Annotated in this window: 22 protein-coding genes; 12 read left to right on the forward strand and 10 right to left on the reverse strand. The window is 62.1% G+C overall.

All coding sequences use genetic code 11. The features are described from left to right. The first annotated feature begins 166 nt into the window (after nt 1–166). The 5 genes from J1G34_RS09805 (at nt 167) to J1G34_RS09825 (ending at nt 5,281) form a co-directional block, all read left to right on the forward strand. Entirely contained in the window at nt 167–649 is a 483-nt protein-coding gene (locus tag J1G34_RS09805) for a sigma-70 family RNA polymerase sigma factor (protein ID WP_065884826.1), read from the forward strand. 119 nt (nt 650–768) lie between these two features. Then, the gene (locus tag J1G34_RS09810) at nt 769–2,106 is read left to right on the forward strand and encodes a lysine N(6)-hydroxylase/L-ornithine N(5)-oxygenase family protein (RefSeq protein WP_065896802.1); all 1,338 of its coding nucleotides are present in this window, start codon (nt 769–771) and stop codon (nt 2,104–2,106) included. Between the two features lie 172 nt (nt 2,107–2,278). Next, a complete protein-coding gene (locus tag J1G34_RS09815; protein ID WP_065891856.1) occupies nt 2,279–3,499 on the forward strand; it encodes a putative DNA modification/repair radical SAM protein in 1,221 nt (406 codons plus the stop codon). Further along, nucleotides 3,496–4,329: a TIGR03915 family putative DNA repair protein gene (locus J1G34_RS09820; protein ID WP_065884829.1), complete on the forward strand. Its 834-nt coding sequence runs from the start codon at nt 3,496–3,498 to the stop codon at nt 4,327–4,329. Before J1G34_RS09815 ends, J1G34_RS09820 begins: the two co-directional genes overlap by 4 nt. 61 nt (nt 4,330–4,390) lie before the next feature. After that, on the forward strand, nt 4,391–5,281 hold the full coding sequence (locus J1G34_RS09825) for a GNAT family acetyltransferase (RefSeq protein WP_122463720.1): 891 nt from the start codon (nt 4,391–4,393) through the stop codon (nt 5,279–5,281). A gap of 135 nt (nt 5,282–5,416) precedes the next feature. Here J1G34_RS09825 and J1G34_RS09830 read toward each other — a convergent pair whose 3' ends face one another. The 5 genes from J1G34_RS09830 to J1G34_RS09850 all read right to left on the reverse strand — a co-directional run bounded on the left by J1G34_RS09830 (nt 5,417) and on the right by J1G34_RS09850 (nt 11,581). Further along, nucleotides 5,417–6,436: a branched-chain amino acid aminotransferase gene (locus tag J1G34_RS09830; protein ID WP_065891857.1), complete on the reverse strand. Its 1,020-nt coding sequence runs from the start codon at nt 6,434–6,436 to the stop codon at nt 5,417–5,419. A 205-nt stretch (nt 6,437–6,641) separates the two neighbouring features. Beyond that, a complete protein-coding gene (gene lpdA, locus J1G34_RS09835) occupies nt 6,642–8,021 on the reverse strand; it encodes a dihydrolipoyl dehydrogenase (RefSeq protein WP_065896800.1) in 1,380 nt (459 codons plus the stop codon). A 4-nt stretch (nt 8,022–8,025) separates the two neighbouring features. Further along, nucleotides 8,026–9,285, reverse strand: coding sequence for a dihydrolipoamide acetyltransferase family protein (locus tag J1G34_RS09840; RefSeq protein WP_222993909.1), 1,260 nt, complete (start codon nt 9,283–9,285; stop codon nt 8,026–8,028). Then, nucleotides 9,286–10,344 carry an alpha-ketoacid dehydrogenase subunit beta gene (locus J1G34_RS09845; RefSeq protein ID WP_065884833.1) on the reverse strand — a complete coding sequence of 353 codons (1,059 nt, stop codon included), beginning with the start codon at nt 10,342–10,344 and terminating at the stop codon, nt 9,286–9,288. 1 nt (nt 10,345) lies between these two features. Then, entirely contained in the window at nt 10,346–11,581 is a 1,236-nt protein-coding gene (locus J1G34_RS09850; RefSeq protein ID WP_222993911.1) for a 3-methyl-2-oxobutanoate dehydrogenase (2-methylpropanoyl-transferring) subunit alpha, read from the reverse strand. A 195-nt stretch (nt 11,582–11,776) separates the two neighbouring features. On the opposite strand from J1G34_RS09850, the gene bkdR reads away from it, so the two are divergent. After that, entirely contained in the window at nt 11,777–12,265 is a 489-nt protein-coding gene (gene bkdR / locus J1G34_RS09855) for a Bkd operon transcriptional regulator BkdR (RefSeq protein WP_065891861.1), read from the forward strand. A gap of 121 nt (nt 12,266–12,386) precedes the next feature. On the opposite strand, the gene J1G34_RS09860 is transcribed toward bkdR, so the two are convergent. After that, nucleotides 12,387–13,250, reverse strand: a complete 864-nt coding sequence (locus tag J1G34_RS09860) for an MBL fold metallo-hydrolase (RefSeq protein ID WP_222993913.1) — start codon at nt 13,248–13,250, stop codon at nt 12,387–12,389. A gap of 94 nt (nt 13,251–13,344) precedes the next feature. Here J1G34_RS09860 and J1G34_RS09865 point away from each other — a divergent pair, with 94 nt between their 5' ends. The 5 genes from J1G34_RS09865 to J1G34_RS09885 all read left to right on the forward strand — a co-directional run bounded on the left by J1G34_RS09865 (nt 13,345) and on the right by J1G34_RS09885 (nt 18,720). Next, on the forward strand, nt 13,345–13,680 hold the full coding sequence (locus tag J1G34_RS09865) for an ArsR/SmtB family transcription factor (RefSeq protein WP_057007617.1): 336 nt from the start codon (nt 13,345–13,347) through the stop codon (nt 13,678–13,680). A gap of 51 nt (nt 13,681–13,731) precedes the next feature. Beyond that, a complete protein-coding gene (locus J1G34_RS09870) occupies nt 13,732–14,976 on the forward strand; it encodes an FAD/NAD(P)-binding oxidoreductase (RefSeq protein ID WP_222993915.1) in 1,245 nt (414 codons plus the stop codon). Beyond that, on the forward strand, nt 14,977–15,789 hold the full coding sequence (locus tag J1G34_RS09875; RefSeq protein WP_222993917.1) for a sulfite exporter TauE/SafE family protein: 813 nt from the start codon (nt 14,977–14,979) through the stop codon (nt 15,787–15,789). A 142-nt stretch (nt 15,790–15,931) separates the two neighbouring features. Continuing rightward, complete coding sequence (locus tag J1G34_RS09880; RefSeq protein WP_065896796.1) at nt 15,932–17,578, forward strand: MFS transporter; 1,647 nt, start codon at nt 15,932–15,934, stop codon at nt 17,576–17,578. Continuing rightward, the gene (locus J1G34_RS09885; protein WP_065891775.1) at nt 17,575–18,720 is read left to right on the forward strand and encodes an HlyD family secretion protein; all 1,146 of its coding nucleotides are present in this window, start codon (nt 17,575–17,577) and stop codon (nt 18,718–18,720) included. The genes J1G34_RS09880 and J1G34_RS09885 overlap by 4 nt, the downstream gene beginning before the upstream one ends. Before the next feature lie 187 nt (nt 18,721–18,907). Here J1G34_RS09885 and J1G34_RS09890 read toward each other — a convergent pair whose 3' ends face one another. The 4 genes from J1G34_RS09890 to copC all read right to left on the reverse strand — a co-directional run bounded on the left by J1G34_RS09890 (nt 18,908) and on the right by copC (nt 22,175). Continuing rightward, nucleotides 18,908–19,783 (reverse strand): SMP-30/gluconolactonase/LRE family protein, encoded by an 876-nt coding sequence (locus tag J1G34_RS09890; protein ID WP_065891774.1) that lies wholly within the window; start codon nt 19,781–19,783, stop codon nt 18,908–18,910. A 29-nt stretch (nt 19,784–19,812) separates the two neighbouring features. Beyond that, the gene (locus J1G34_RS09895; RefSeq protein WP_122561104.1) at nt 19,813–20,628 is read right to left on the reverse strand and encodes an NAD-dependent epimerase/dehydratase family protein; all 816 of its coding nucleotides are present in this window, start codon (nt 20,626–20,628) and stop codon (nt 19,813–19,815) included. A gap of 320 nt (nt 20,629–20,948) precedes the next feature. After that, nucleotides 20,949–21,806 (reverse strand): copper homeostasis membrane protein CopD, encoded by an 858-nt coding sequence (gene copD, locus J1G34_RS09900; protein ID WP_222993919.1) that lies wholly within the window; start codon nt 21,804–21,806, stop codon nt 20,949–20,951. 3 nt (nt 21,807–21,809) lie between these two features. Next, nucleotides 21,810–22,175, reverse strand: coding sequence for a copper homeostasis periplasmic binding protein CopC (copC, locus tag J1G34_RS09905; protein ID WP_222993921.1), 366 nt, complete (start codon nt 22,173–22,175; stop codon nt 21,810–21,812). Nucleotides 22,176–22,291: 116 nt separating this feature from the next. Between copC and J1G34_RS09910 the strand changes: the two genes are divergently transcribed. After that, nucleotides 22,292–22,912 carry a TetR/AcrR family transcriptional regulator gene (locus tag J1G34_RS09910; RefSeq protein ID WP_065884845.1) on the forward strand — a complete coding sequence of 207 codons (621 nt, stop codon included), beginning with the start codon at nt 22,292–22,294 and terminating at the stop codon, nt 22,910–22,912. Nucleotides 22,913–23,083 lie beyond the last annotated feature (171 nt).

Here is a 23,083-nt window from a genome sequence, read left to right on the forward strand (position 1 = left end):
GCGCGGTTACAGGTCGAGCGAAGAAAAAAATCGACCGTTGATGCGAGACTTCTTTAAAAGTAGATGAGAATTACTATAAATTGCACACACTCAAACTGCCATCATTGATGGCTGTGTTTCTACGCAGGTTGGCATCGTCCGCACCACGGCCATGGGGCCAGGAGTCATGTTGGAAAACTACTATCGCGAGCTGGTGTGTTTCCTCAACGCCAAGCTGGGCAACCGTCAGGTGGCCGAGGATGTGGTGCATGACGCCTATGTGCGGGTGCTGGAGCGCTCCAGTGACACGCCGATCGAACAGCCGCGCGCGTTCCTGTACCGCACCGCGCTGAACCTGGTGATCGACGGCCATCGGCGCAACGCCCTGCGCCAGGTGGAGCCGCTGGAGGTGCTGGACGCTGAAGAACGCTTCGCACCCTGTTCACCCCACGCCAGCCACGACCAGAGCCAGCGCCTGGAGATGCTCGAACGCGCCCTGGCCGAGCTGCCGGCGGCCTGCCGCGACAGTTTCCTGTTGCGCAAACTCGACGGCCTGTCCCACCTGCAAATCGCCGAGCGCCTGTGCATTTCCCGCGCGCTGGTGGAAAAGCACATCGTCAATGCCATGAAGCACTGCCGGTTGCGCATGCGTGAGTGGGAAGCGCACTGAAGCGCTGTTAGTTAAATTTTATTTCACTGTCCTCGTTTCCTATCAACACACGGCCTGTTGTTCAGGCCATGAAGGTATTCCGCCCCAACCGCCAAGGGGCTTATCCAGAGGACACTGGAATGACACAGGCAATTGCTTCGCCCGCGGTTCACGACCTGATCGGCATTGGCTTCGGCCCTTCGAACCTGGCGCTGGCCATCGCCTTGCAGGAGCGTGAGAAAGCCCAGGGCAAACTGGACGTACTGTTCCTCGACAAACAGGCCGACTACCGCTGGCACGGCAATACCCTGGTGACCCAGAGCGAATTGCAGATTTCCTTCCTCAAGGACCTGGTGACCCTGCGCAACCCCACCAGCCCGTATTCCTTCGTCAATTACCTCAAGGCCCACGACCGCCTGGTGGACTTCATCAACCTGGGCACCTTCTACCCGTGCCGCATGGAGTACAACGACTACCTGCGCTGGGTCGCCGGGCAATTCCAGGCCCAGGCCCGCTACGGCGAAGAGGTACTGGCCATCGAGCCGATCCTGCACCAGCAACAGGTTGAAGCGCTGCGCGTGATTTCCCGCGATGCGCTGGGCGAGCAGCATGTGCGTACCACACGCTCGGTGGTGGTCAGCGCCGGTGGCACGCCGCGTATTCCCGAGGCCTTCAAGGCGCTCAAGGGCGATAGCCGAGTATTTCACCATTCCCAGTACCTGGAGCGCATGGCCGGCCAGCCCTGTGTCGACGGCAAGCCGATGCGCATCGCGGTGATCGGCGGTGGTCAGAGCGCCGCCGAAGCGTTTATCGACCTCAACGACAGCTTCCCGTCGGTGCAGGTCGACCTGATTCTGCGCGGTTCGGCGCTCAAGCCGGCGGATGACAGCCCGTTCGTCAATGAAGTGTTCTCGCCGGCCTTTACCGACCTGGTATTCCAGCAAGTCGGCGCCGAACGTGAGCGCCTGGTCGCCGAGTACCAGAACACCAACTACTCGGTGGTGGACCTGGACCTGATCGAGCGCATCTACGGCATCTTCTATCGCCAGAAAGTATCCGGCATCGCGCGCCAGGCGTTTCGCACCATGACCGTGGTCGAAAAGGCCACCCCCGGCCCGCTGGGCATCGAACTGACGCTGCGCAACAACGCCACTGGCGAAACCTGCGTGAATCACTACGATGCGGTAATCCTTGCCACCGGTTACGAACGCCAGATGCACCGCGAATTGCTCGCGCCGCTCCAAGCTTACATAGGCGATTTCGAAGTGGCCCGCGACTACCGCATCGTCACCGACGAGCGCTGCAACGCCGGCATCTACATCCAGGGGTTCAGCCAGGCCAGCCATGGTTTGAGCGATACGTTGCTGTCGGTGCTGCCGATTCGCGCCGATGAAATTGCCGCGTCGTTGTACGAGAACGATCGCAACCGTGGCACCGCGCGTTCGGTGCAGGACCTGCTGCTCGCCACCGCAAGCTGATCTGAGTCCGTAGGAGCGAGCTTGCTCGCGAAAAACGCGAGGGCGCCGGGTTGATTCAGAAGGGGCGCGTTATCGTTGACGTTTTTCGCGAGCAAGCTCGCTCCTACGGGCGGTACTTGTGACAAGCAGATGCTGCTGATACTGTACAAAAAACCAGTATCGGTAGCTCTCCATGCAGTTGATCGAAAAGCTCAGCATTCTCGCCGACGCCGCCAAGTACGACGCTTCGTGCGCCAGCAGTGGCGCACCCAAGCGCAGCTCCGAAGGCAAGGCCGGGCTGGGTTCCACCGACGGCATGGGCATTTGCCACAGCTATACGCCCGACGGCCGTTGCGTGTCGCTGCTCAAGGTTTTGCTCACCAACTTTTGTCTCTACGACTGCCAGTATTGCGTCAACCGCCGTTCAAGCGATGTGCCCCGCGCGCGCTTCAGCCCGGAAGAGGTGGTCACCCTGACCCTGGACTTCTACAAGCGCAATTGCGTCAGCGGCCTGTTTCTCAGTTCCGGCATCATCCGCTCAGCCGACTACACCATGGAGCAGTTGGTGCGGGTCGCCAAGTTGCTGCGTGAGGAGCACGATTTTCGCGGCTATATCCATCTCAAGACCATTCCCGAAGCCGACCCCGCGTTGATCGCCGAGGCCGGGCGCTATGCCGACCGCCTGAGCGTGAATATCGAGCTGCCTACCGATGCCAGCCTGCAAACCCTGGCGCCGGAAAAACAGATCGTCTCGATCAAGCAGGCCATGCAGACCATCTACACCGGTGAACAGACGGTGCTCAACGAACCCCGCGCACCGCGTTTCGCGCCGGCCGGGCAGAGCACCCAGATGATCGTCGGCGCCGACGACACCGATGACAGCACCATCCTGCACGGTGCCGAAGCCTTGTATGGCAACTACAAGCTGCGCCGTGTGTATTATTCGGCGTTCAGCCCGATTCCCAACAGCCCCAAGAGCGTGCCCCTTGCTGCGCCGCCGTTGATGCGCGAGCATCGCTTGTACCAGGCCGACTTTCTGTTGCGCAGCTACGGCTTCAGCGCCAATGAACTGTTCGAAGGCCCCGGCGACCTGGCCCTGGATATCGACCCCAAGCTGGCGTGGGCCCTGGAGCATCGCGAGGTGTTCCCCCTCGATCTTAACCGCGCCGAACCGACCTTGATCGCGCGTATCCCCGGCATTGGCCTGCGCACCACCCAGCGCCTGGTGGACCTGCGCCGCGAACGCAAGATCCGCTTCGAAGACCTGGCGCGCATGCGCTGTGTGCTGGCCAAGGCCAAGCCGTTTTTCATCACCAGCGATTACCACCCACAGCAGGCTGACAGCACCAGTGTGTTGCTGCGCGAACAGCTGCGCGATCGCCCGCAACCGCAACAGATGGGGTTGTGGGGATGATCAGCCTGGAATGCGACAACCTGTTCAGCACCTGGCGCGAACAGGCGCGCTGGCTGCTCAGCCATCAGGTCGACCCCAGCCAGGTGAGCTGGGGCGCAACCGAGGTGGCGGATCTGTTTGCCACCGACGAGCCCATTCCTTCCGGGTTGGGCCCGTTCCAGGCGCGCATTCCCAAGGCCTTGTTGCAACTGCTGGAGTCGGCTGCCTGCTACCAGGGCGATCAGCGCTGGAGTTTGTTGTATGAGGTGTTGTGGCGGGTCAGCCATGGCGACCGCACGGCCATGTTGGCAGGTGACAAATTGGGCAGCGAGTTGCAGCGCCGCATCAAGCAGGTCAGCCGTGAAGCCCACCACTTGCATGCGTTTGTGCGGTTCATTGCACTGCCGGCCGAGGCAGGGCCCGAGCTGCCGGAGTACGTGGCCTGGCATGAGCCGGCCCATGATATTTTGCACAGTGCCAGCCAGCATTTTATCGGGCGCATGGGCCGGCATCGCTGGATGATCGCAACGCCCCTGGATGGGGTGTATTACGACGGCGAGCAATTGATTCACCAACGCCGGTGCCCCGAGGCGTGGCAGCAACTGGCGCAAAATGTCGACGACCCGCACAGCGCCATGTGGTTGACCTATTACAGTCACATCTTCAACCCGGCGCGCTTGAACCCCAAGGTGATGGAAGGGCATCTGCCGAGCCGGTTCTGGAAGAACCTGCCGGAAGGCAAGTTGATTCCCGGGCTGATCAGCGAGGCGCGCACGGGCAAGCAGAAGGATGGACAGGCCAGGCTGGTGGGCACCAAGCCCGGCAAACGCATTTCAAGCGGGCACAGTTAGAACATGTGGGTAGGGCTTGGTATGGTGGTGTCTGTCAGAGCGCCCTCAGCCAGGAGCAATCATGTCTACCGCTGTTCGTCTTGCCCAAACCGCCGATGCCGAAGGGATCAGCCAGGTCATCCTGGCGGCCTTGCATAGCAGCAATGCACAGGATTACCCGGCGGACGTGATTGCCCGAGTGGCCAGTCATTTCACGCCCGAGGCCGTGCTGGCGCTGCTCAAGCGCCGTGTCGTGCTGGTGGCCACCCGGGATCAGCTGATCGTCGCCACCGCCGCGCTTGATGCCAATGTGGTGCGCTCGGTGTTCGTCAACCCGGCGCTGCAAGGGCAGGGCATTGGGCGACTGTTGATGATCGAGATCGAACTGCGCGCCCGCGAAGCCGGGGTGACGGTGTTGAGCGTGCCGTCCTCGCTGACCGCCGAGCCGTTCTACAGCAAGCTGGGGTTTCACACGGTGCGCGATGTCTATCATGGCAATGAACGCACGCTGGTCATGGAAAAGGCCCTGCTGTCCCGGCATCCCATCGGCCCGTATCGCGACCGTCAGCACCGTGCGCAAGTGGTTGAGTTATGGCAGGCGGCGTTCGGCTATGACACCGCGCATAACCTGCCGAGCCTGGCGATCGATAAAAAGCTGGCGGTCAATGACGGGTTGTTCTTTGTCGCGACCGATAAAAAAGCCGTGATCGGTACGATTCTCGCCGGCTACGACGGCCATCGTGGTTGGCTGTATTCGGTGGCGGTGCATGCCGACTATCGTCGCCACGGCCTGGGATCATCGCTGGTGCGTCATGCGGAACAGGCGTTGACGGCATTGGGTTGCATGAAGATCAACCTGCAGATCAATGGCGGCAATGACGCAGTGGTGGGGTTCTACGAGGCGTTGGGGTATGGGGTGGAGCCGAGGATCAGCATGGGCAAGAAGATTGCCGGGAATATCCCTCAATCCTGAAAACACTGGGGATCAAATGTGGGAGGGGGCTTGCCCCCGATGGCAGTGTGTCAGTCACTGAAAATATTGACTGATCCACCGCTATCGGGGGCAAGCCCCCTCCCACAGGTTTTGCAGTGTTGCTGAGGCAGTGGCTTAGACCTTGACGATCCAACCCGCCGGCGCTTCAACGTCACCGGTCTGCACGCCCGTCAGCTCTTGGTAGAGTCTCTGGGTAATCGGGCCCACTTCGGTTTCGCTGTAGAACACGTGCATCTTGTCGTTGTACTGAATACCGCCGATCGGCGAGATCACTGCAGCGGTGCCGCAGGCGCCGGCTTCCTTGAATTGGTCGAGCTTGTCGATGAACACCTCGCCCTCGACCACGGTCAGGCCCAGGCGGCTCTGGGCCAGTTCGATCAGCGACAGGCGGGTGATGCCCGGCAGCACCGAAGGCGACTTCGGCGTGATGAACTGGTTGTCGTGGGTGATGCCGAAGAAGTTGGCCGAGCCGACTTCTTCGATTTTCGAATGGGTCATCGGGTCCAGGTAGATCGCGTCGGCGAAGCCGGATTTCCTCGCTTCCGAGCCCGGCATCAGGCTGGCGGCGTAGTTACCGCCCACTTTGGCGGCACCGGTGCCCTGTGGCGCGGCGCGGTCGAAGGTGGAGATCTGGAAGTTGTGGGGCACCAGGCCGCCTTTGAAATAGGCACCGACCGGGATGGCGAACACCGAGAAGATGAACTCCGGCGCGGTGCGCACGCCGATGTTTTCACCGGTGCCGATCACGAACGGGCGCAGGTACAGCGCGCCGCCGCTGCCGTAAGGCGGGATGAAGCGCTCGTTGGCCTTGACCACCTGTTTGCAGGCTTCGATGAAGTCTTCGGTCGACACATGCGGCATCAGCAGGCGGGCGCAGCTGCGTTGCATGCGCGCGGCGTTCTGGTCCGGACGGAACAGGTTGATCGAGCCGTCCTTGCAGCGGTAGGCCTTGAGGCCTTCAAAGCACTGCTGGCCATAGTGCAGGGCGGTGGAGCCCTCGCTGATGTGCAGCACATTGTCGTCGGTCAGGGTGCCTGCTTGCCATTCGCCGTTTTTCCAGACCTGGAGAAACCGCTTGTCGGTCTTGATGTAGTCAAAACCCAGCTTGTCCCAATTGATGCTTTCGTTACCCATGACACCCTCTAATCTCTGGTCAAGTCGGATTTTTTTCTGGATGGGCTCAACAATACTTCATTCTTGGCCGGTGTGGGAGCGGGCGGTTGGACCATTCCACATCTCTATTGGCTGATCCACTGCTATCGGGGGCAAGCCCCCTCCCACATTTAAAATGCATTCCAAATGTGGGAGGGGGCTTGCCCCCGATGGCCTCGCCACGGTTTTACAGATGCAACGCATGCCCCAACGCCCGCAACGCCGCTTCCTGCACGGCTTCACCCAAGGTCGGATGGGCGTGGATGGTGCCGGCCACATCCTCCAGGCGCGAGCCCATTTCCAGGCTCAGGCCAAACGCAGTGGACAGCTCCGACACCCCGGCGCCCACCGCCTGCCAGCCGACAATCAGGTGATTGTCACGCCGCGCCACCACCCGCACGAAGCCGGTTTTCGACTCCAGGGTCATGGCCCGCCCGTTGGCGGCGAACGGGAAGCTCGACACGATGCAGTCCAGGCCGGCAGCCTTGGCCTCGTCAGGGGTCTTGCCCACCACCACCAGTTCCGGGTCGGTAAAGCACACCGCCGGAATCGCCGCCGGGTTGAATTCGCGGGCTTTGCCGCTGATCAGTTCGGCGACCATCTCGCCCTGGGCCATGGCCCGGTGTGCCAGCATAGGCTCGCCGCTCAGGTCGCCAATGGCATACACATTGCGCATGCTGGTCTGGCAGCGGCTGTCGATCTTGATCGCGGCGCCGTTCATGTCCAGGTTCAGCGCTTCGAGGTTGAAGCCCTGGGTGTTGGGTTTGCGACCGACGGCCACCAGCACCTGATCGGTTTCCAGCGACAGGGTGTCGCCATTCGGGTCGCGCACTTGCAGGCAGTTATCGGCAAAGCCGCTGACGCTGTGCTTGAGGTACAGCTTTATGCCGAGTTGCTTGATCGACTCGTTAACCGGCTGGGTCAGCTCGGCATCGTAGGCCGGCAGGACGCGCTCCTGGGCCTCGACCACGCTGACGTCGGCCCCCAACTTGCGATAGGCGATGCCCAGTTCCAGGCCGATGTAACCGCCACCCACCACGATCAGCCGCTTCGGTACGTGGTTCGGGACCAGGGCTTCGGTGGATGAAATGACCGGTCCGCCCAGCGGCAGCATCGGCAACTCGACGCTTTTCGAACCGGTGGCCAGCAGCAGGTGTTCGCACTGGATGCGCTGCTCGCCCACGTCGACGGTCTTGCCGTCCACCACCTTGGCCCAGCCATGGATCACCTGCACCTTGTGCTTTTTCAACAACGCGGCGACGCCGGTGGTCAGGCGGTCGACGATGCCGTCTTTCCATTCCACGCTCTTGCGGATGTCCAGGGTGGGCACGTCCACTTCGATGCCCAGTGGCGAGCCCTGGCTGTGGTGTACCGTCTGCTGGAATTGCTCGGCTACATGGATCAAGGCCTTGGACGGAATGCAGCCGATGTTCAGGCAGGTGCCGCCCAGCGCCTGGCCTTCCACCAAAATGGTCGGGATGCCCAGTTGGCCGGCGCGAATCGCGGCGACATAACCGCCAGGGCCGCCGCCGATAATCAGCAGCGTGGTGTGTAATGTCTGAGTCATGCCCTTACTCCAGGAACAGGCTGGCGGGTTGTTCGAGCAGGCCACGCACGGCCTGGATGAATTGCGCCGCGTCCATGCCATCGACCACACGGTGATCGAACGAGCTGGAGAGGTTCATCATCTTGCGTACCACGATCTGGCCCTTTATCACCATCGGCCGCTCGACGATGCGGTTGACGCCGACAATCGCCACTTCCGGCAGGTTCAGCACCGGCGTGCTGACGATGCCGCCCAGCGCGCCGAGGCTGGTCAGGGTGATGGTCGAGCCCGACAGCTCTTCGCGGCTGGCCTTGCCATTGCGCGCAGCGTTGGCCAAACGCGCGATTTCCTCGGCAGTGCCCCACAGGCTGCGGGCTTCGGCGTGGCGCACCACCGGCACCATCAGGCCGACGTCGCTCTGGGTGGCGACGCCCACATGCACGGCGCCGAGGCGGGTGATGACCTGGGCTTCGTCGTCATAGCGCGCGTTGATCTGCGGGAAATCGCGCAGTGCCACCACCATGGCGCGCACGATAAAGGGCAGCAGGGTCAGCTTGCCGCGCGTGGCGCCGTGTTTGTCATTGAGGTGTACGCGCAACTCGTCCAGCGCGGTGACGTCGATTTCTTCCACGTAGCTGAAATGCGCGGCGCGGCGGGTGGCGTCCTGCATGCGCTGGGCGATCTTGCGGCGCATGCCGATCACCGGGATCTGGTGCTCGTCGTTGCGTTCGGTGTAAGGGTTGGCGGCGGCCGAGGCTGGGCTGGCGCCTTGCTGAAGGTAAGCCTCGAGGTCTTCATGCAGGATCCGTCCGGCCGGGCCGGAGCCCTGTACCAGGCGCAACGGGATACCCGCATCCAGGGCATGCTTACGCACGGCGGGGGAGGCCAGCGGGCGCTCATTGGCCTCCCGGGCCACGGGCGCCTGGACTTTGGCCGCGACAGGCGCGGGCTTGCTTTGAACCGGTTCCGGCTTGCTCTCCACCACCGGCGCAGCTTTTTCCACCGGTGCGGCCACGGCCGGCGCTTCCCTGGCGTTACCGGCGCCTTCCACTTCAATGCTGATCAAAATACTGCCCACCGCCATGACTTCACCCGGCTCGCCACCCAGGGAAATCACCTTGCCGTGGACCGGCGAGGGAATGTCCACCATCGCCTTGTCGGTCATCACATCCGCCAGCACCTGGTCTTCGACGACCAGGTCGCCGACCTTCACATGCCACTGCGACAGTTCAACTTCCGCGATGCCTTCGCCAATGTCCGGCATCTTGATAACGTGCGTGCCCATTCAGACCTCCATGACCCGTTTCAACGCCGCGCCCACTCGGGACGGGCCTGGGAAATACGCCCACTCCTGCGCGTGCGGGTAGGGCGTGTCCCAGCCGGTGACGCGCTCGATCGGCGCTTCCAGGTGATGGAAGCAGTGCTCCTGCACCAGGGCGACCAGCTCGGCGCCAAAACCGCAGGTGCGCGTGGCTTCGTGCACCACCACGCAACGGCCGGTCTTTTTCACCGACTTGACGATGGTGTCCAGGTCCAGCGGCCACAGGCTGCGCAGGTCGATGACTTCGGCGTCAATGCCGGTTTCTTCGGCGGCGACCTGCGACACATACACGGTGGTGCCGTAGGTCAGCACGGTCACGGCCGAACCCGGACGCACGATGGCGGCCACGTCCAGCGGCACGGTGTAGTAGCCGTCCGGCACTTGCGCTTGCGGGTGTTTCGACCACGGGGTTACCGGACGGTCATGATGGCCATCGAACGGGCCGTTATACAGGCGCTTGGGTTCAAGGAAGATCACCGGGTCATCGTTTTCGATGGAGGCGATCAGCAGGCCCTTGGCGTCATAGGGGTTGGACGGCATCACCGTGCGCAGGCCGCAGACCTGGGTGAACACCGCTTCAATACTCTGGCTGTGGGTCTGGCCGCCGTAGATGCCGCCGCCGCACGGCATGCGCATGGTCAGGGGCGCGGTGAACTGGCCGGCGGAGCGATAACGCAGGCGCGCGGCCTCGGAAATAATCTGGTCGGTGGCGGGGTAGACGTAGTCGGCAAACTGGATTTCCGCGACCGGGCGCAGACCGTAGGCGCCCATGCCCACTGCCACGCCGATGATGCCGCTTTCGGAAATCGGCGCGTCGAATACCCGCGAGCTGCCGTACTTGGTCTGCAAACCTTCGGTACAGCGGAACACGCCGCCGAAGTAACCGACGTCCTGGCCGAACACCACCACGTTGTCGTCCCGTTCAAGCATCACATCCATGGCCGAGCGCAGGGCTTGGATCATGGTCATGGTGGTGGTGGTCATGGCGGTTTCCAGTTCGATGCTGTTGTTGTGATCGTTCATGTCAGACCCCCAGCTCTTGACGCTGGCGCTTCAAGTGCTCCGGCATCTCTTTATAAACGTCTTCGAACATGGTCGCGGCGCTTGGAATCTGGCCGCCGGCGAGGGTGCCGTACTGTTCGGCCTGTTTTTGCGCAGCGATGACTTCGGCTTCAAGTTCGGCACTGACCGCCGCGTGTTCCTCGTCGGACCACTGGCCAATCCTGATCAGGTGCTGTTTGAGGCGGGCAATCGGGTCGCCCAACGGGAAGTGGCTCCAGTCATCGGCGGGGCGGTACTTGGACGGATCATCGGAGGTGGAGTGCGGACCGGCGCGGTAGGTGACCCACTCGATCAAGGTCGGCCCCAGGTTGCGGCGCGCGCGCTCGGCAGCCCAGGCGGAGGCGGCGTACACGGCGATAAAGTCGTTGCCGTCGACGCGCAGGGAGGCGATACCGCAACCGACGCCGCGTCCGGCGAACGTGGTGGCTTCACCGCCGGCAATGGCCTGGAAGGTGGAGATGGCCCATTGGTTGTTGACCACGTTGAGGATCACCGGCGCACGGTACACGTGGGCGAAGGTGAGGGCGGTGTGGAAGTCGGATTCTGCGGTAGCGCCGTCGCCGATCCAGGCCGAGGCGATCTTGGTATCACCCTTGATCGCCGACGCCATGCCCCAGCCCACACCTTGTACGAATTGGGTGGCGAGGTTACCGGAAATAGTGAAGAAACCAGCGTCCTTGACCGAGTACATGATCGGCAACTGGCGACCCTTTAGCGGGTCGCGCTCGTTGGACAGCAGTTGGCAGATCAGGTCCACCAGCGGCACGTCGCGGGCCATCAGGATGCTTTGCTGGCGATAGGTGGGGAAGCACATGTCGTCGATGTTCAAGGCCAGGGCCTGGGCGCTGCCGATGGCTTCTTCGCCAAGGCTTTGCATGTAGAACGACATTTTTTTCTGACGCTGGGCGACCACCATGCGGTTGTCGAAGATGCGCGTCTTGAGCATCGCGCGCATGCCTTTGCGCATGACGTGGGCGCTGACGCCCTCGGCCCACGGGCCCAGGGCCTGGCCCTGGTCGTCGAGCACGCGGATCAAGCCCTTGGCCAGGTCGGCGGTGTCGGACGGTTCTACGTCGATGGCGGGTTTGCGTACCAGGCCGGCGTCGGTCAGGCGCAGGTAGGTGAAGTCGGTCTTGCAGCCTGGGCGGCCCGAGGGTTCGGGAACGTGCAGGCGCAGCGGTGCATACGGCTGGGTCATGGCTTTCTACGCTCGATCTTGTGAATTTCTTGTAGTGGGCGCGCTAGCTGACAGTCAGTCTTCGGGTAGAAGAAATCTTGTCCTACAACAATCATAGGCGTGGCGTAGAAGAATATTTATCTGTGTTTCGTTGCGCTCCCGATCATTTACGGATAAAAAATCTGCATAAACATAATAAACAGGTGACTTTGTCTCATGCGCAAACTGGACCGTACCGATATCGGCATTCTCAACGCCCTGCAGGAGAATGCCCGTATCACCAACGCCGACCTCGCCCGTTCGGTCAACCTGTCGCCCACGCCGTGCTTCAATCGGGTGAAGGCGATGGAGGAGTTGGGGCTGATTCGCGAGCAGGTCACGCTGCTGGACGCCGACCTGCTGGGGCTGCATGTCAACGTGTTCATCCATGTGAGCCTGGAAAAGCAGAATGAACTGGCGTTGCAGCAATTTGAAGGCGCAATCTCGGACCGGCCGGAAGTGATGGAGTGTTACCTGATGGCCGGCGACCCGGATTACCTGATCCGGGTGCTGGTGCCGACGATCCAGTCGCTGGAGCGTTTCATGATGGATTTTCTGACCAAGGTGCCGGGGGTGGCGAATATCCGCTCCAGTTTTGCCTTGAAGCAGGTGCGCTACAAAACCGCGCTGCCGTTGCCGGCCAACGGCATAAACCTGGGCTCCTGATTCAACACGGAACAACATGTGGGAGGGGGCTTGCCCCCGATAGCGGTGTGACAGTCAGCTTATCTGTAGCTGACCCACCGCCATCGGGGGCAAGCCCCCTCCCACATTTTTTTACCGCATTTCAAAGTTGGTTGAGCGGGATCTTGAGATAGGTGACGCCATTGTCTTCCGCTGGCGGCATATGCCCCGCCCGCACATTCACCTGGATCGCCGGCAGCAACAACGTCGGCATGCCCAATCCGGCATCCCGGGTGGTGCGCATCGCGACAAACGCCGCCTCATCCACGCCGTCATGCACATGGATATTCTCCGCGCGCTGTTCAGCCACCGTGGTCCGGCACCTGGCATCGCGGCCCTCGGGTGGATAGTCATGGCACACGTACAGCCGGGTTTCAGGCGGGAACGCCAGCAGCTTGCGCATCGACGCGTACAACTGCCGCGCATCACCGCCGGGGAAGTCGCAGCGGGCGGTGCCGACGTCGGGCATGAACAGGGTGTCGCCCACCAGGATCAAGCGGCCATCGATCAGGTAGGCCATGTCGGCGGGAGTGTGTCCTGGAACGTGCAGCGCCTGGGCCTGCAAACCGCCGATATGAAAGATTTCATCCGGCGCAAACAGGTGATCGAACTGCGAGCCATCGACACGGAACTCCGGCTCCAGGTTGAACAGGTGCTTGAACACACCCTGCACCTTGCTGATGGACTGGCCGATCGCAATCTTGCCGCCCAGGGTGCGGCGCAGGTACGGCGCGGCGGACAGGTGATCGGCGTGGGCGTGGGTTTCCAGCAGCCACTGCACTTGCAGGCTATGCGCGCGCACGAAGGCAATCACCTTGTCGGCCTGTGCGGTATGGGTGCGCCCGGACGCGGGGTCGTAGTTGAGCACTGAATCGACGATGGCGCAGGGGCCGCCGTCGGCTTCATAGACGATGTAGGTGTAGGTCGACGATGCCTCGTCCAGAAAGGCTTGAATCAACGCTGGCATGGCGGCTATCCCCGGTGAAGAAAAAAGTGGTTACAATCAGTTTACGTTTAAACATAATGTTTTGAGCTTAAGTGAGATAAAGGAGCCGAGGCAAATGGAATCTACGTTGAGTGAGGGCGAGGTCGCCCAATTGCGTGCATCGGCGTCCAAGGCCTGTTCCTTGCTCAAGGCGTTGGCCAATGAGGACCGCTTGTTGATCCTCTGCCAGTTGACCCTGGGCGAACGCAACGTCGGCGAGCTCGAAGCCCAGACGGGCGTGCGTCAGCCCACGCTGTCACAACAGTTGGGCATTTTGCGGGACGAAGGGTTGGTCGCCACCCGTCGGGAAGGTAAATACATCTTCTACGGGCTGGCCAGCCACGAAGTGATTCAAGTGATGAAGACCCTGTCCGGCCTGTACTGCGGCGCGGTGATAAAAAGCTGGGCGTGACGCCATCCGGCAGCGACCCTTGTGTGCATTGACTCAAAAAGGCAGTAGACAATGACCGAACAACACTGGGGACCCACCATCAGTGGCGATATCGTCGTCATCGGCGGCGGCTCGGCAGGCATCGGCCTGCTGGCCAGCCTGCTCAAGCGCGACCCGCAACTGAACATCATCCTGATCGAACCCAACGACTTCCATTGCTATCAGCCCGCCTGGACCCTGGTGGGCGGCGGCGCCTACGACCTGCAAAAGACCCGGCGCCCGCTGGCCGACGTACTGCCCAACGGGGTCACCTGGATCCAGGCCGCTGCCAGCGAGTTATTGCCTGACGAGCAGACCCTGGTGCTCGACAGCGGCCAGCGCGTCACCTGGAACAACCTGATTGTCTGCCCCGGCCTGCGCCTGGCCTGGGAAAAGATCGAGGGCTTGCAGGATACCCTCGGTCGCCACGGCGTCACCTCCAACTACAGTTACGAACACGCGGCCTACACCTGGCAACTGGTGCAGCAGCTCAAGGGTGGCAAGGCGCTCTTCACCCAGCCGGCCATGCCGATCAAATGCGCCGGTGCGCCGCAGAAAGCCATGTACCTGTCCTGCGACCACTGGCTCAGGCAGGGCAGCCTGAAAAACATCGACGTCGAATTCAACCTCGCCGGTGCCGCGCTGTTCGGCGTGGCGACCTTTGTGCCGCCGTTGATGAAGTACGTCGAGAAATACAACGCACGGCTGGCGTTCAATGCCAACCTGATAAAAGTCGATGGCCCCGGGCGCACAGCCTGGTTCGAGGTCAAAGACGCCGAAGGCAACGTGCACGTCGAAGCGAAAGCCTTCGACATGTTGCACGTCGTGCCGCCGCAAGTCGCTCCGGATTTTATCCGCCAAAGCCCGCTGGCCGATGCCGCAGGCTGGTGCGAAGTAAACCCCCACAGCCTGCAACACCTGCGCTATGCGCACATCTTTGGCTTGGGCGACGTGTGCGGCACCGCCAACGCCAAGACCGCCGCAGCGGTGCGCAAACAGATCGTGGTCGTGGCCGAAAACCTGCTGGCCCTGCGCAAACAGGCGCCGCTGCCGCTCAAGTACGACGGCTACGGTTCCTGCCCGTTGACGGTGGAGAAGGGCAAGGTGGTGCTGGCCGAGTTCGGCTACGGCGGCAAGCTGCTGCCGACCTTTCCCCTCGATCCCACCCGCGCGCGTCGCTCGATGTGGTTCCTCAAGGCCACGTTGCTGCCGTGGTTCTACTGGAACGGCATGCTCAAGGGCCGCGAGTGGCTGACCCGCCTGAGCAAGGTGGACTGAATGCTGCTGGCCAGTGTGTTGGGTGTATTGATGGGCCTGGTCATGGGCCTGACCGGCGCGGGTGGCGGGATCCTCGGGGTGCCGGCGCTGGTGCTGGGACTGGGCTTGACGATGACCCAGGCCGCGCCGGTGTCCTTGCTTGCGGTAGGCGCGGCGGCGGCGGTGGGGGCGATTGACGGCCTGCGCCATGGCCTGGTGCGTTATCGCGCCGCGTTATTGATCGCCTTGCTGGGCGCGCTGTTTTCACCGCTCGGTGTGTTCGTCGCTCATCAACTGTCGGAGCCGGTGCTGATGGGCTTGTTCAGCGCCCTGATGGTGCTGGTGGCCTGGCGCATGGTGCGGCGCGAAAAGGTTGCAGCCGGGCCGAGTGACCATGGCGCGGCGTCCTGGGGCCAGAAGAACTGCATGCTCAACCAGCAGACCGGACGCCTGGCCTGGACCGCCAAATGCACTGCCACCCTGGCGGCACTGGGCGCGGTGACCGGCGCGGTCTCGGGTTTGCTCGGCGTGGGCGGCGGTTTTCTGATCGTACCGGCGTTCAAGCAACTCACCGATGTGCAGATGCGCGGGATCGTCGCGACCTCGTTGATGGTGGTCAGCCTGCTGTCGTTGATCGGTGTGGTGGGGGCCTTTCATGCGGGGGTGAACATCGAGCCGGTGGGCTGGGGATTTATTGTGGCGAGTATTGGCGGCATGTTGGCCGGACGTCGCTTGTGCTCAGTGATTCCTGCGCGTGCGTTGCAAGTGGGGTTTGCCGGTTTGTGTGTAGTGGTGGCGGCTGGAATGCTGATGAATGCTTTGCTCCGGACCTGATGATCGTTCCCACGCGGAGCGTGGGAACGATCAAAAAGGAACGATCGACTGAACAGTGTTGACCATGCACGCTTGATAGATGGCGAGATGAACGTACCTCAGGTTACTGTTCTCCAAGTAATCGGTTCATCAAGGTCACCGAATGGATAAATACACCCCCCACACCTGGCAGCCCCACGAGCGGCCGAGCCTGCCCGGTTCGCCGTCGACGCCGCTGCACCCCACCCACAAACGCTGGCTGTTTGCGCTGGTGGGTGTGCTGGTGGCAATCACGGGTGGCCTGGGCAACGCGCTGGTTATCGCCAACCTGCAATACCTGCAAGGCGCCCTGGGCGCGACCACGGCGGAAATGGCCTGGCTACCCGCCGCCTATGTGATGACCAACGTGTGCATGAACCTGCTGCTGGTGAAGTTTCGCCAGCAGTTCGGCCTGCGGGCGTTTACCGAAGTGTTTCTGGTGTTGTATGCGCTGGTGACCTTCGGCCACTTGTTCGTCAACGACCTCAACTCGGCCATCGCCGTGCGGGCGGCCCACGGCATGGTGGGGGCGGCGCTGAGTTCGTTGGGCTTGTACTACATGATCCAGGCGTTCCCGGCCAAGTGGCGCCTCAAAGCCCTGGTGCTGGGGCTGGGCACCGCGCAGCTTGCGCTACCCCTGGCGCGGCTGTTCTCCGAAGATTTGCTGCAAATCGCCGAATGGCGTGGCTTGTATCTGTTCGAGCTGGGCCTGGCGCTGATCTGCCTGGGCTGTGTGTTCCTGCTGAAATTGCCGCCCGGCGACCGGTTCAAGACCTTCGAAAAGCTCGACTTCCTCACCTTTGCGATCCTGGCCACCGGCGTTGCCTTGCTCTGCGCGGTGTTGTCCCTGGGGCGCATCGACTGGTGGCTGGAAGCGCCCTGGATCGGCATCGCCTCGGCCTGTTCGCTGGTGCTGATCATGGCCGGGTTGGCCATCGAGCATAACCGCGCCAACCCGCTGCTGATGACCCGCTGGCTGGGCAGCGGCACCATGATTCGCCTGGCCTTGGCGGTGATCCTGATTCGGATGGTGCTGTCGGAACAATCCACCGGCGCGGTGGGTTTCATGCAGATGCTGAACATGAGTTACCAGCAGATGCACACCTTGTACGTGGTGATGCTGGCCGGGGCGATTGCCGGGCTGGTGGTCAGCGCCTTGACGATCAACCCGGCGCATCTGTTGATGCCGCTGATCATTTCCCTGGCGCTGATGGCGACGGGGTCGGTGATGGACAGTTTTTCCAGCAACCTGACGCGGCCGCAGAACCTGTATATCAGCCAGTTCCTGCTGGGCTTCGGCGGGACCTTCTTTCTCGGGCCGACCATGGTGCTGGGCACCAAGAATGTATTGACCAACCCGCGCAACCTGGTGAGTTTTTCGGTGATGTTCGGGATTTGCCAGAACCTCGGCGGCCTGATCGGCGCGGCACTGCTCGGCACGTTCCAGATCGTGCGCGAGAAGTACCATTCGAGCATGATCGTCGAGCACCTGACCTTGCTCGACCCCCGTGTGGCGGCGCGGGTGCAGAGTGGTGGCTCGGCCTATGGCGGCATCATCGCCGACCCGGAGCTGCGCAACCTCATGGGCATTCGCAGCCTGGCCACGGCGGCCACCCGCGAGGCGAACGTCATGGCGTACAACGATGTCTTCATGTTGATTGCGATTATCGCGATCCTGACCATGATCTGGATCTTTATCCGCAGCCTGTGGCTGATGAGCACCACCAAAGCAGCAACCCCTCCTGTTCAACCTGTCGGCGCCTCTTCATGACCGAACCCACGACCACGACCACCAACGCTATCGCTTCCACGCCCGAGGGCACCACGCCACCGGGCGCCGCCGTGACCGAGCCGCGTTCATTGCGAGTGCGCATCCTTTCGTCCCTGGGCTTTGCCGCCGTTGCCATTGTCGGCGTGCTGATCGTGCTGTACGCGTGGCAACTGCCGCCGTTCAGCAGCGCCGTGGAAACCACCGAAAACGCCCTGGTGCGTGGGCAGGTGACGATCATCGGCCCGCAGCTCAGCGGCTACGTTTTCGAAGTGCCGGTGCAGGATTTCCAGTATGTGAAAGCCGGTGACCTGCTGGTGCGCCTCGATGATCGCATCTACAAGCAGCGCCTGGACCAGGCCCTGGCGCAACTGGCGGTGCAAAAGGCTTCGCTGGCCAATGTGGTGCAGCAACGCAACAGCGCCGAAGCGACCATCAAGCTGCGTCAGGCTGCGCTGGTCGACAGCCAGGCCCAGGCGCGCAAAAGCACCGCCGACCTGCGCCGCAATGAAGAATTGATCAGCGACGGCTCGGTGTCCAAGCGTGAGCTGGACGTGACCCGCGCCGCTAATGCCCAGACGGTCGCTGCCGTGGCCCAGGCCCAGGCCAGCCTGGAAATCGCGCGGCAGGACCTGCAAACGGTGATCGTCAATCGCGGCTCCCTGGAGGCGGCGGTGGCCAGCGCGGAGGCGGCGGTGGAGTTGGCGCGGATCGACCTGTCCAACACCCGCATCACCGCGCCCCGGGATGGTCAGTTGGGGCAGATTGGCGTGCGCCTCGGGGCCTACGTCAACTCCGGCGCGCAGTTGATGGCGCTGGTGCCCAAGCAGTTGTGGGTGATTGCCAATATGAAAGAAACCCAGATGGACAATGTGCAGGTCGGCCAGCCGGTGACGTTTACCGTGGATGCGCTGAACCACCGCAGGTTTCACGGCACAGTGCAGCATATTTCCCCGGCGACCGGCTCGGAGTTCAGCCTGTTGCAGGCGGACAACGCCACCGGCAACTTCGTCAAGATCGCCCAGCGCGTGCCGGTGCGGATCACCGTGGACCCGGACCAGGCCGAGAGTGAGCGGTTGCGGCCGGGGTTGTCGGTGGTGGTGAGTATCGACACCGCCGGGCGCCTTAAAAATTCACCCCCCTGACCCTGACACACAGGGAGCAGAATGTGGGAGGGGACTTGCCCCCGATGGCGGTGTGTCAGTCAAAGATGCTCAGACTGACACACTGCAAGCCCACAACCCGCGCTCGTCGCCAATTTCGACGTCAATGACCTTGCGCATGTGCGCCTGGTCAACTTTGATTTCCAGCGCGTGCGCGGCGCTGCTGCAGCTAGAGGATGAAGCGCGGTTCGGGCAGCCCCTGGACGCCTGGGTTGAGGGCGAACACGCCGCCGGACAGTGACTGCTCACTCGGGTCGTCACGGATCGAGGTGACGTACAGGGTGTCCAGGCGACTGCCGCCAAAGGCGCACATGGTGGGTTTTTTCACCGGTACGTGGTGGGACTGGTCGAGGCGACCGTCCGGGGTGAAGCGGTGCACCAAACCGGCGTCGTTGGCGCAGATCCAGTAGCAGCCGTCCGCGTCTACCGCCGCACCGTCGGGCCGACCGAGGTGTCGATGCATGTCGACAAACACGCGGCGGTTGGACGGCGTGCCGGTATCAATGTCGTAGTCGAAGGCCCAGATTTGTTGCACCAACGGGTGTGAATCCGAGGCGTACATCGTACGGCCGTCGGGGCTGAAGGCCAGGCCGTTCAAGGTGATGAAACCGTCCAGTTGGGCATGGGGCGCCGAGCCGGCTGCGTAGCGATACAAGATGCCTTCGGCGGCGTTCAGGCCCATGTTCAGCACCATGCTGCCGGCCCAGAAACGGCCCTGGCGGTCGCAACGCCCGTCGTTGAGGCGCATGTCCGGGCGTGGATGCGTGACACTTGCCAGGGGCTTAGTGTCGAGACTGCCATCGCTGTGCGGGGTCAGTTGGAAAAACCCGGACTCCATGCCGGCGACCCAATTGCCTTTGTCAGTGCGAGCAATACAGGCGAGCATCTGCGCGGCTTGCCACGTTGCGACCTGGCCCGTGGCGGCGTTCCAGCGCTGCAGCCGACCGTTGGGGATATCCACCCAGTACAGGGCATTTTCCTCGGGCACCCACACCGGGCATTCGCCGACGGCGTTGCGGGCGTCGACAATCAATTCTGCACTCATCGCCACTCATTCCCTTGGGTTACGTGAACTCAGTCACCGAACGGGCCTGCCGCGCAGAACGCGCCGCCCTGATAGATTCTGGCCGGGTCATCGTCCGCCACCGGCGGCTGGGCCTCGACCTGGGCGCGGAACACTTCGGAGCTGTCCCTGGGGGCAAAGCCCAGGTGCGCGGCATAGCGGTTGTCCCACCAGGTGTCGAGGTTGTCCGACATGCCGTAGACCACGGTGTGCCCCACGTCTGGGGTGTACAGCGCGCGCTCGAGCAGTTGGGTCAGGTCGTCGAAGCTCAGCCACGTGTGCATCATCCGGCGGTTCTGTGGTTGCGGGAACGACGAGCCGATACGGATGCTCACGGTCTGGATGCCGTAGCGATCGAAGTAGAAACTCGCCATGTCTTCGCCATAGGACTTGGACAGGCCGTAGTAGCTGTCCGGACGGCGCGGTGAATGGGCATCGAGTTGTTCGCCCTGCTTGTAGAAGCCGATCACGTGGTTGGAGCTGGCGAAGATCACACGCTTGACCCCATGACGGCGCGCGGCTTCGTAGATGTGGAAGACGCCACTGATATTGGCACCGAGCACTTCTTCAAAGGGACGCTCCACCGACACGCCGCCAAAGTGCAGGATCGCATCGACGCCTTCCACCAGATGGTGCACGGCGTGTTTGTCGGAAAGATCGCAGGGTTGCACTTCTTCATGGGCGGCGGCGGGGGCCATGTCGGCGATGTCTGACAAGCGCAGCACAGTGGCGTAGGGGCGCATGCGTTCGCGCAGGACTTTACCCAGGCCACCGGCGGCGCCGGTAAGCAGGATGCGGTTGAAAGGAGTAGGCGTGGTGGTGGTCATGGGCATTCCGATTTTTGTTGTAGGTTGTCGTATGACTATGCGGAAATAGTGTGAGGGATTCCCTGTGTTGTCAACGCCCATCCAGCCAGTGAGATCAAAGGTGGGAGGGACGGCCTGCAAATACATCGTTCACTGGCCACCGCAGGCTTTTGTAGGAGCGAGCTTGCTCGCGAAAAGCTCACAGGCACCGCGCTCATTCAGGAAGCACGCGTTATCGTTGATATTTTTCGCGAGCAAGAGCTAGGCGCCCCCCTCGCTCCTACAGAGGGCGGTGTATGCCCTCCCGCATTTGAATGGAGTACGACGTGGGAATTCCCGGTTCAGCCGGCAATGACCATTGGCGGCAGCGTGCCCAACAGCGATACAACGGCTACTGCTGCAACACCTAGTAGCCATTCCGTCATCACACTGGCCTTCAAGCTGCTCACGCGCTGTTCGCACTGTTCCAGGCGCAACCGATTGAGCAAGGCCAGCGCCAACATGCCCCCTACCAACAGCACTTTGATCAGCAGGATCAAGGCAAAGCCTTCGAACAGCGGGGTAGGCCACCATTGGCCGGTGAGCACGCGTACATTGATCAGACCGGTCACCAGCAGGCCTGCCACCAAGGCGTAGCCCACGCCGCTGAAGCGCCGCAGGATTGGCTGCAGCGCAAGCGGCGGTGTCTGGCGCAGGATCAATACCAGCAACAGCAGCCCACCCAGCCAGGCGCCGACGCTTGCCAAGTGCACCACCTGATTGAGGATCAGCAGTTGCCCGCTGAGCCCATCGAGCATGGCGCCGTGGCCCACTGGTGCCAGGGTCACCAGCATCAGCGCTATCAGCGGCAGGCGCAGCGCCGGCCAGGGCTTGATCAGCGCGATCACCAGCAGCAGGTTCAGCAGCAGGTGCCAGGTCCACACCTGGCCGAAGAAGGTCTTGCCCAACACCAGCTGGACGGTCGCCGGTTGCAGCGCCGCGTCCCAACCGCCGGCCATGCTGGCGGTGATCAACAACAGCCACGCGATCCCGGAACCTAGCCCCACCCAGGCCAGGCCACGGGTGATGCGCAGCAATTGCCGGTCGAGTACCGGTAGCGCAGCCGTCCCGAGCAGCAGAGGCCTGAACACACAGGCCCCGAACATCAGCAGCACGACGATGAAATGCAGGAAGCGGCACAGCACCAGCAGGGTTGCCATGAATTATTGGCCGACCTTGAAGCTGTAAGTGCCTTCGCTCTTGTGGGTGTCGACGGAGACCGCGTGCCATTCGACTTTGTAAGTGCCGGCCGCCAGCGGAGCGGCAGGGGTGACCACCAGGGTTTTCTTGTCGGTGTCCGGGCTTTCCAGGCCCTTGATCGCGACTTCCGTGCCGTCCTTGCTCAGGGACACCTTGGTGAAGGTCGCTTCGACGCCTTCGCTGAATGTCAGGCGCAGCTCTTTCGGCGCGGTCACGCTGCTGTCTTTGGCTGGCGTGGCGCTTTCAAGGTGCGCATGGGCAAATGCCGCGGACGCGCCCAGCAGGGAAGCGAGCAGGGCGACGGTTGTCAGGGACTTCTTGATCAACATTGTTCAATACCAATCAGAGGATAGAAGGCGCCAGTGTACGAAGTTTCGGTTCGGCGTGTCGCCCCGATCTAGAGCCGATGGTAGTCTCTAGGTCGTGTTGTTGTCAGGGAGCCCTTATGGGCAATCACAAGATTGGCATTCGACGGGTCAACGTCGAGAAAATCCTGCTGGCAGCGGAGAAGGTCTTCGCTGAAAAAGGCTATGGCAGCACCGCCATGGCCGACATCGCCAAAGAGGCGCAACTGCCGCGCTCGAATCTGCATTACTACTTCACCACCAAGAGCGAGCTGTACAGCGCGGTGCTGTTCGACCTGCTGGAGGTGTGGAAACAGGACGCCCTGAGTTTCGAAACCTTCGATGACCCGCGCGTGGTGCTCAGCAGCTACATTCGCGCCAAGATGCAGCGCTCGCGCACGCGGCCCTATGGCTCGAAAGTCTGGGCCAATGAAATCATCCACGGCGCGCCGACCCTCGGTGAGGCGCTGGATGAAAGCCTGTACGACTGGGCCAAGATGAAGGAAGCGAAAATCCGCCAGTGGGTGCAGGACAAACGCATCCTTCCGCTGGAACCGTCGAGCCTGCTGTATATGATCTGGGCGTCGACCCAGCACTATGCCGACTTCGATCACCAGGTGAATATCCTGAATGATCACCAGCCGTTGTCGGATATGCAGTTTGAGCGGGCGATTCAGACGGTGACCGGAGTGATATTGCGCGGGATTGGGTTGCAGCCTTGAGTTTTGTAGTGGGGCTGAAGGCCTCATCGGGGCATAGGTATCTACACCACTCTGTAGCACCCAACCGTAACCACGATGCGAAGCGAGCCGCTCTTGATCTGCTTTTGATCCTAGGCGCCCCGTTAAACCACGCTGGCCGAACGCAGGCTTGAATCCGTGGGTAACCCGGCA

It is taken from the genome of Pseudomonas sp. Wu6 (genome assembly GCF_019891515.1).
In the GTDB taxonomy this organism is placed as follows: Bacteria; Pseudomonadota; Gammaproteobacteria; order Pseudomonadales; family Pseudomonadaceae; genus Aquipseudomonas; species Aquipseudomonas orientalis_A.

Excerpts from the sequence above, each read along its gene's own strand:
- J1G34_RS09805 (WP_065884826.1), top strand. The coding sequence starts at position 167 with ATGTTGGAAAACTACTATCGCGAGCTGGTGTGTTTCCTCAACGCCAAG.
- J1G34_RS09810 (WP_065896802.1), top strand. The coding sequence starts at position 769 with ATGACACAGGCAATTGCTTCGCCCGCGGTTCACGACCTGATCGGCATT.
- J1G34_RS09815 (WP_065891856.1), top strand. The coding sequence starts at position 2,279 with ATGCAGTTGATCGAAAAGCTCAGCATTCTCGCCGACGCCGCCAAGTAC.
- J1G34_RS09820 (WP_065884829.1), top strand. The coding sequence starts at position 3,496 with ATGATCAGCCTGGAATGCGACAACCTGTTCAGCACCTGGCGCGAACAG.
- J1G34_RS09825 (WP_122463720.1), top strand. The coding sequence starts at position 4,391 with ATGTCTACCGCTGTTCGTCTTGCCCAAACCGCCGATGCCGAAGGGATC.
- J1G34_RS09830 (WP_065891857.1), bottom strand. The coding sequence starts at position 6,436 with ATGGGTAACGAAAGCATCAATTGGGACAAGCTGGGTTTTGACTACATC.
- lpdA (WP_065896800.1), bottom strand. The coding sequence starts at position 8,021 with ATGACTCAGACATTACACACCACGCTGCTGATTATCGGCGGCGGCCCT.
- J1G34_RS09840 (WP_222993909.1), bottom strand. The coding sequence starts at position 9,285 with ATGGGCACGCACGTTATCAAGATGCCGGACATTGGCGAAGGCATCGCG.
- J1G34_RS09845 (WP_065884833.1), bottom strand. The coding sequence starts at position 10,344 with ATGAACGATCACAACAACAGCATCGAACTGGAAACCGCCATGACCACC.
- J1G34_RS09850 (WP_222993911.1), bottom strand. The coding sequence starts at position 11,581 with ATGACCCAGCCGTATGCACCGCTGCGCCTGCACGTTCCCGAACCCTCG.
- bkdR (WP_065891861.1), top strand. The coding sequence starts at position 11,777 with ATGCGCAAACTGGACCGTACCGATATCGGCATTCTCAACGCCCTGCAG.
- J1G34_RS09860 (WP_222993913.1), bottom strand. The coding sequence starts at position 13,250 with ATGCCAGCGTTGATTCAAGCCTTTCTGGACGAGGCATCGTCGACCTAC.
- J1G34_RS09865 (WP_057007617.1), top strand. The coding sequence starts at position 13,345 with ATGGAATCTACGTTGAGTGAGGGCGAGGTCGCCCAATTGCGTGCATCG.
- J1G34_RS09870 (WP_222993915.1), top strand. The coding sequence starts at position 13,732 with ATGACCGAACAACACTGGGGACCCACCATCAGTGGCGATATCGTCGTC.
- J1G34_RS09875 (WP_222993917.1), top strand. The coding sequence starts at position 14,977 with ATGCTGCTGGCCAGTGTGTTGGGTGTATTGATGGGCCTGGTCATGGGC.
- J1G34_RS09880 (WP_065896796.1), top strand. The coding sequence starts at position 15,932 with ATGGATAAATACACCCCCCACACCTGGCAGCCCCACGAGCGGCCGAGC.
- J1G34_RS09885 (WP_065891775.1), top strand. The coding sequence starts at position 17,575 with ATGACCGAACCCACGACCACGACCACCAACGCTATCGCTTCCACGCCC.
- J1G34_RS09890 (WP_065891774.1), bottom strand. The coding sequence starts at position 19,783 with ATGAGTGCAGAATTGATTGTCGACGCCCGCAACGCCGTCGGCGAATGC.
- J1G34_RS09895 (WP_122561104.1), bottom strand. The coding sequence starts at position 20,628 with ATGACCACCACCACGCCTACTCCTTTCAACCGCATCCTGCTTACCGGC.
- copD (WP_222993919.1), bottom strand. The coding sequence starts at position 21,806 with ATGGCAACCCTGCTGGTGCTGTGCCGCTTCCTGCATTTCATCGTCGTG.
- copC (WP_222993921.1), bottom strand. The coding sequence starts at position 22,175 with ATGTTGATCAAGAAGTCCCTGACAACCGTCGCCCTGCTCGCTTCCCTG.
- J1G34_RS09910 (WP_065884845.1), top strand. The coding sequence starts at position 22,292 with ATGGGCAATCACAAGATTGGCATTCGACGGGTCAACGTCGAGAAAATC.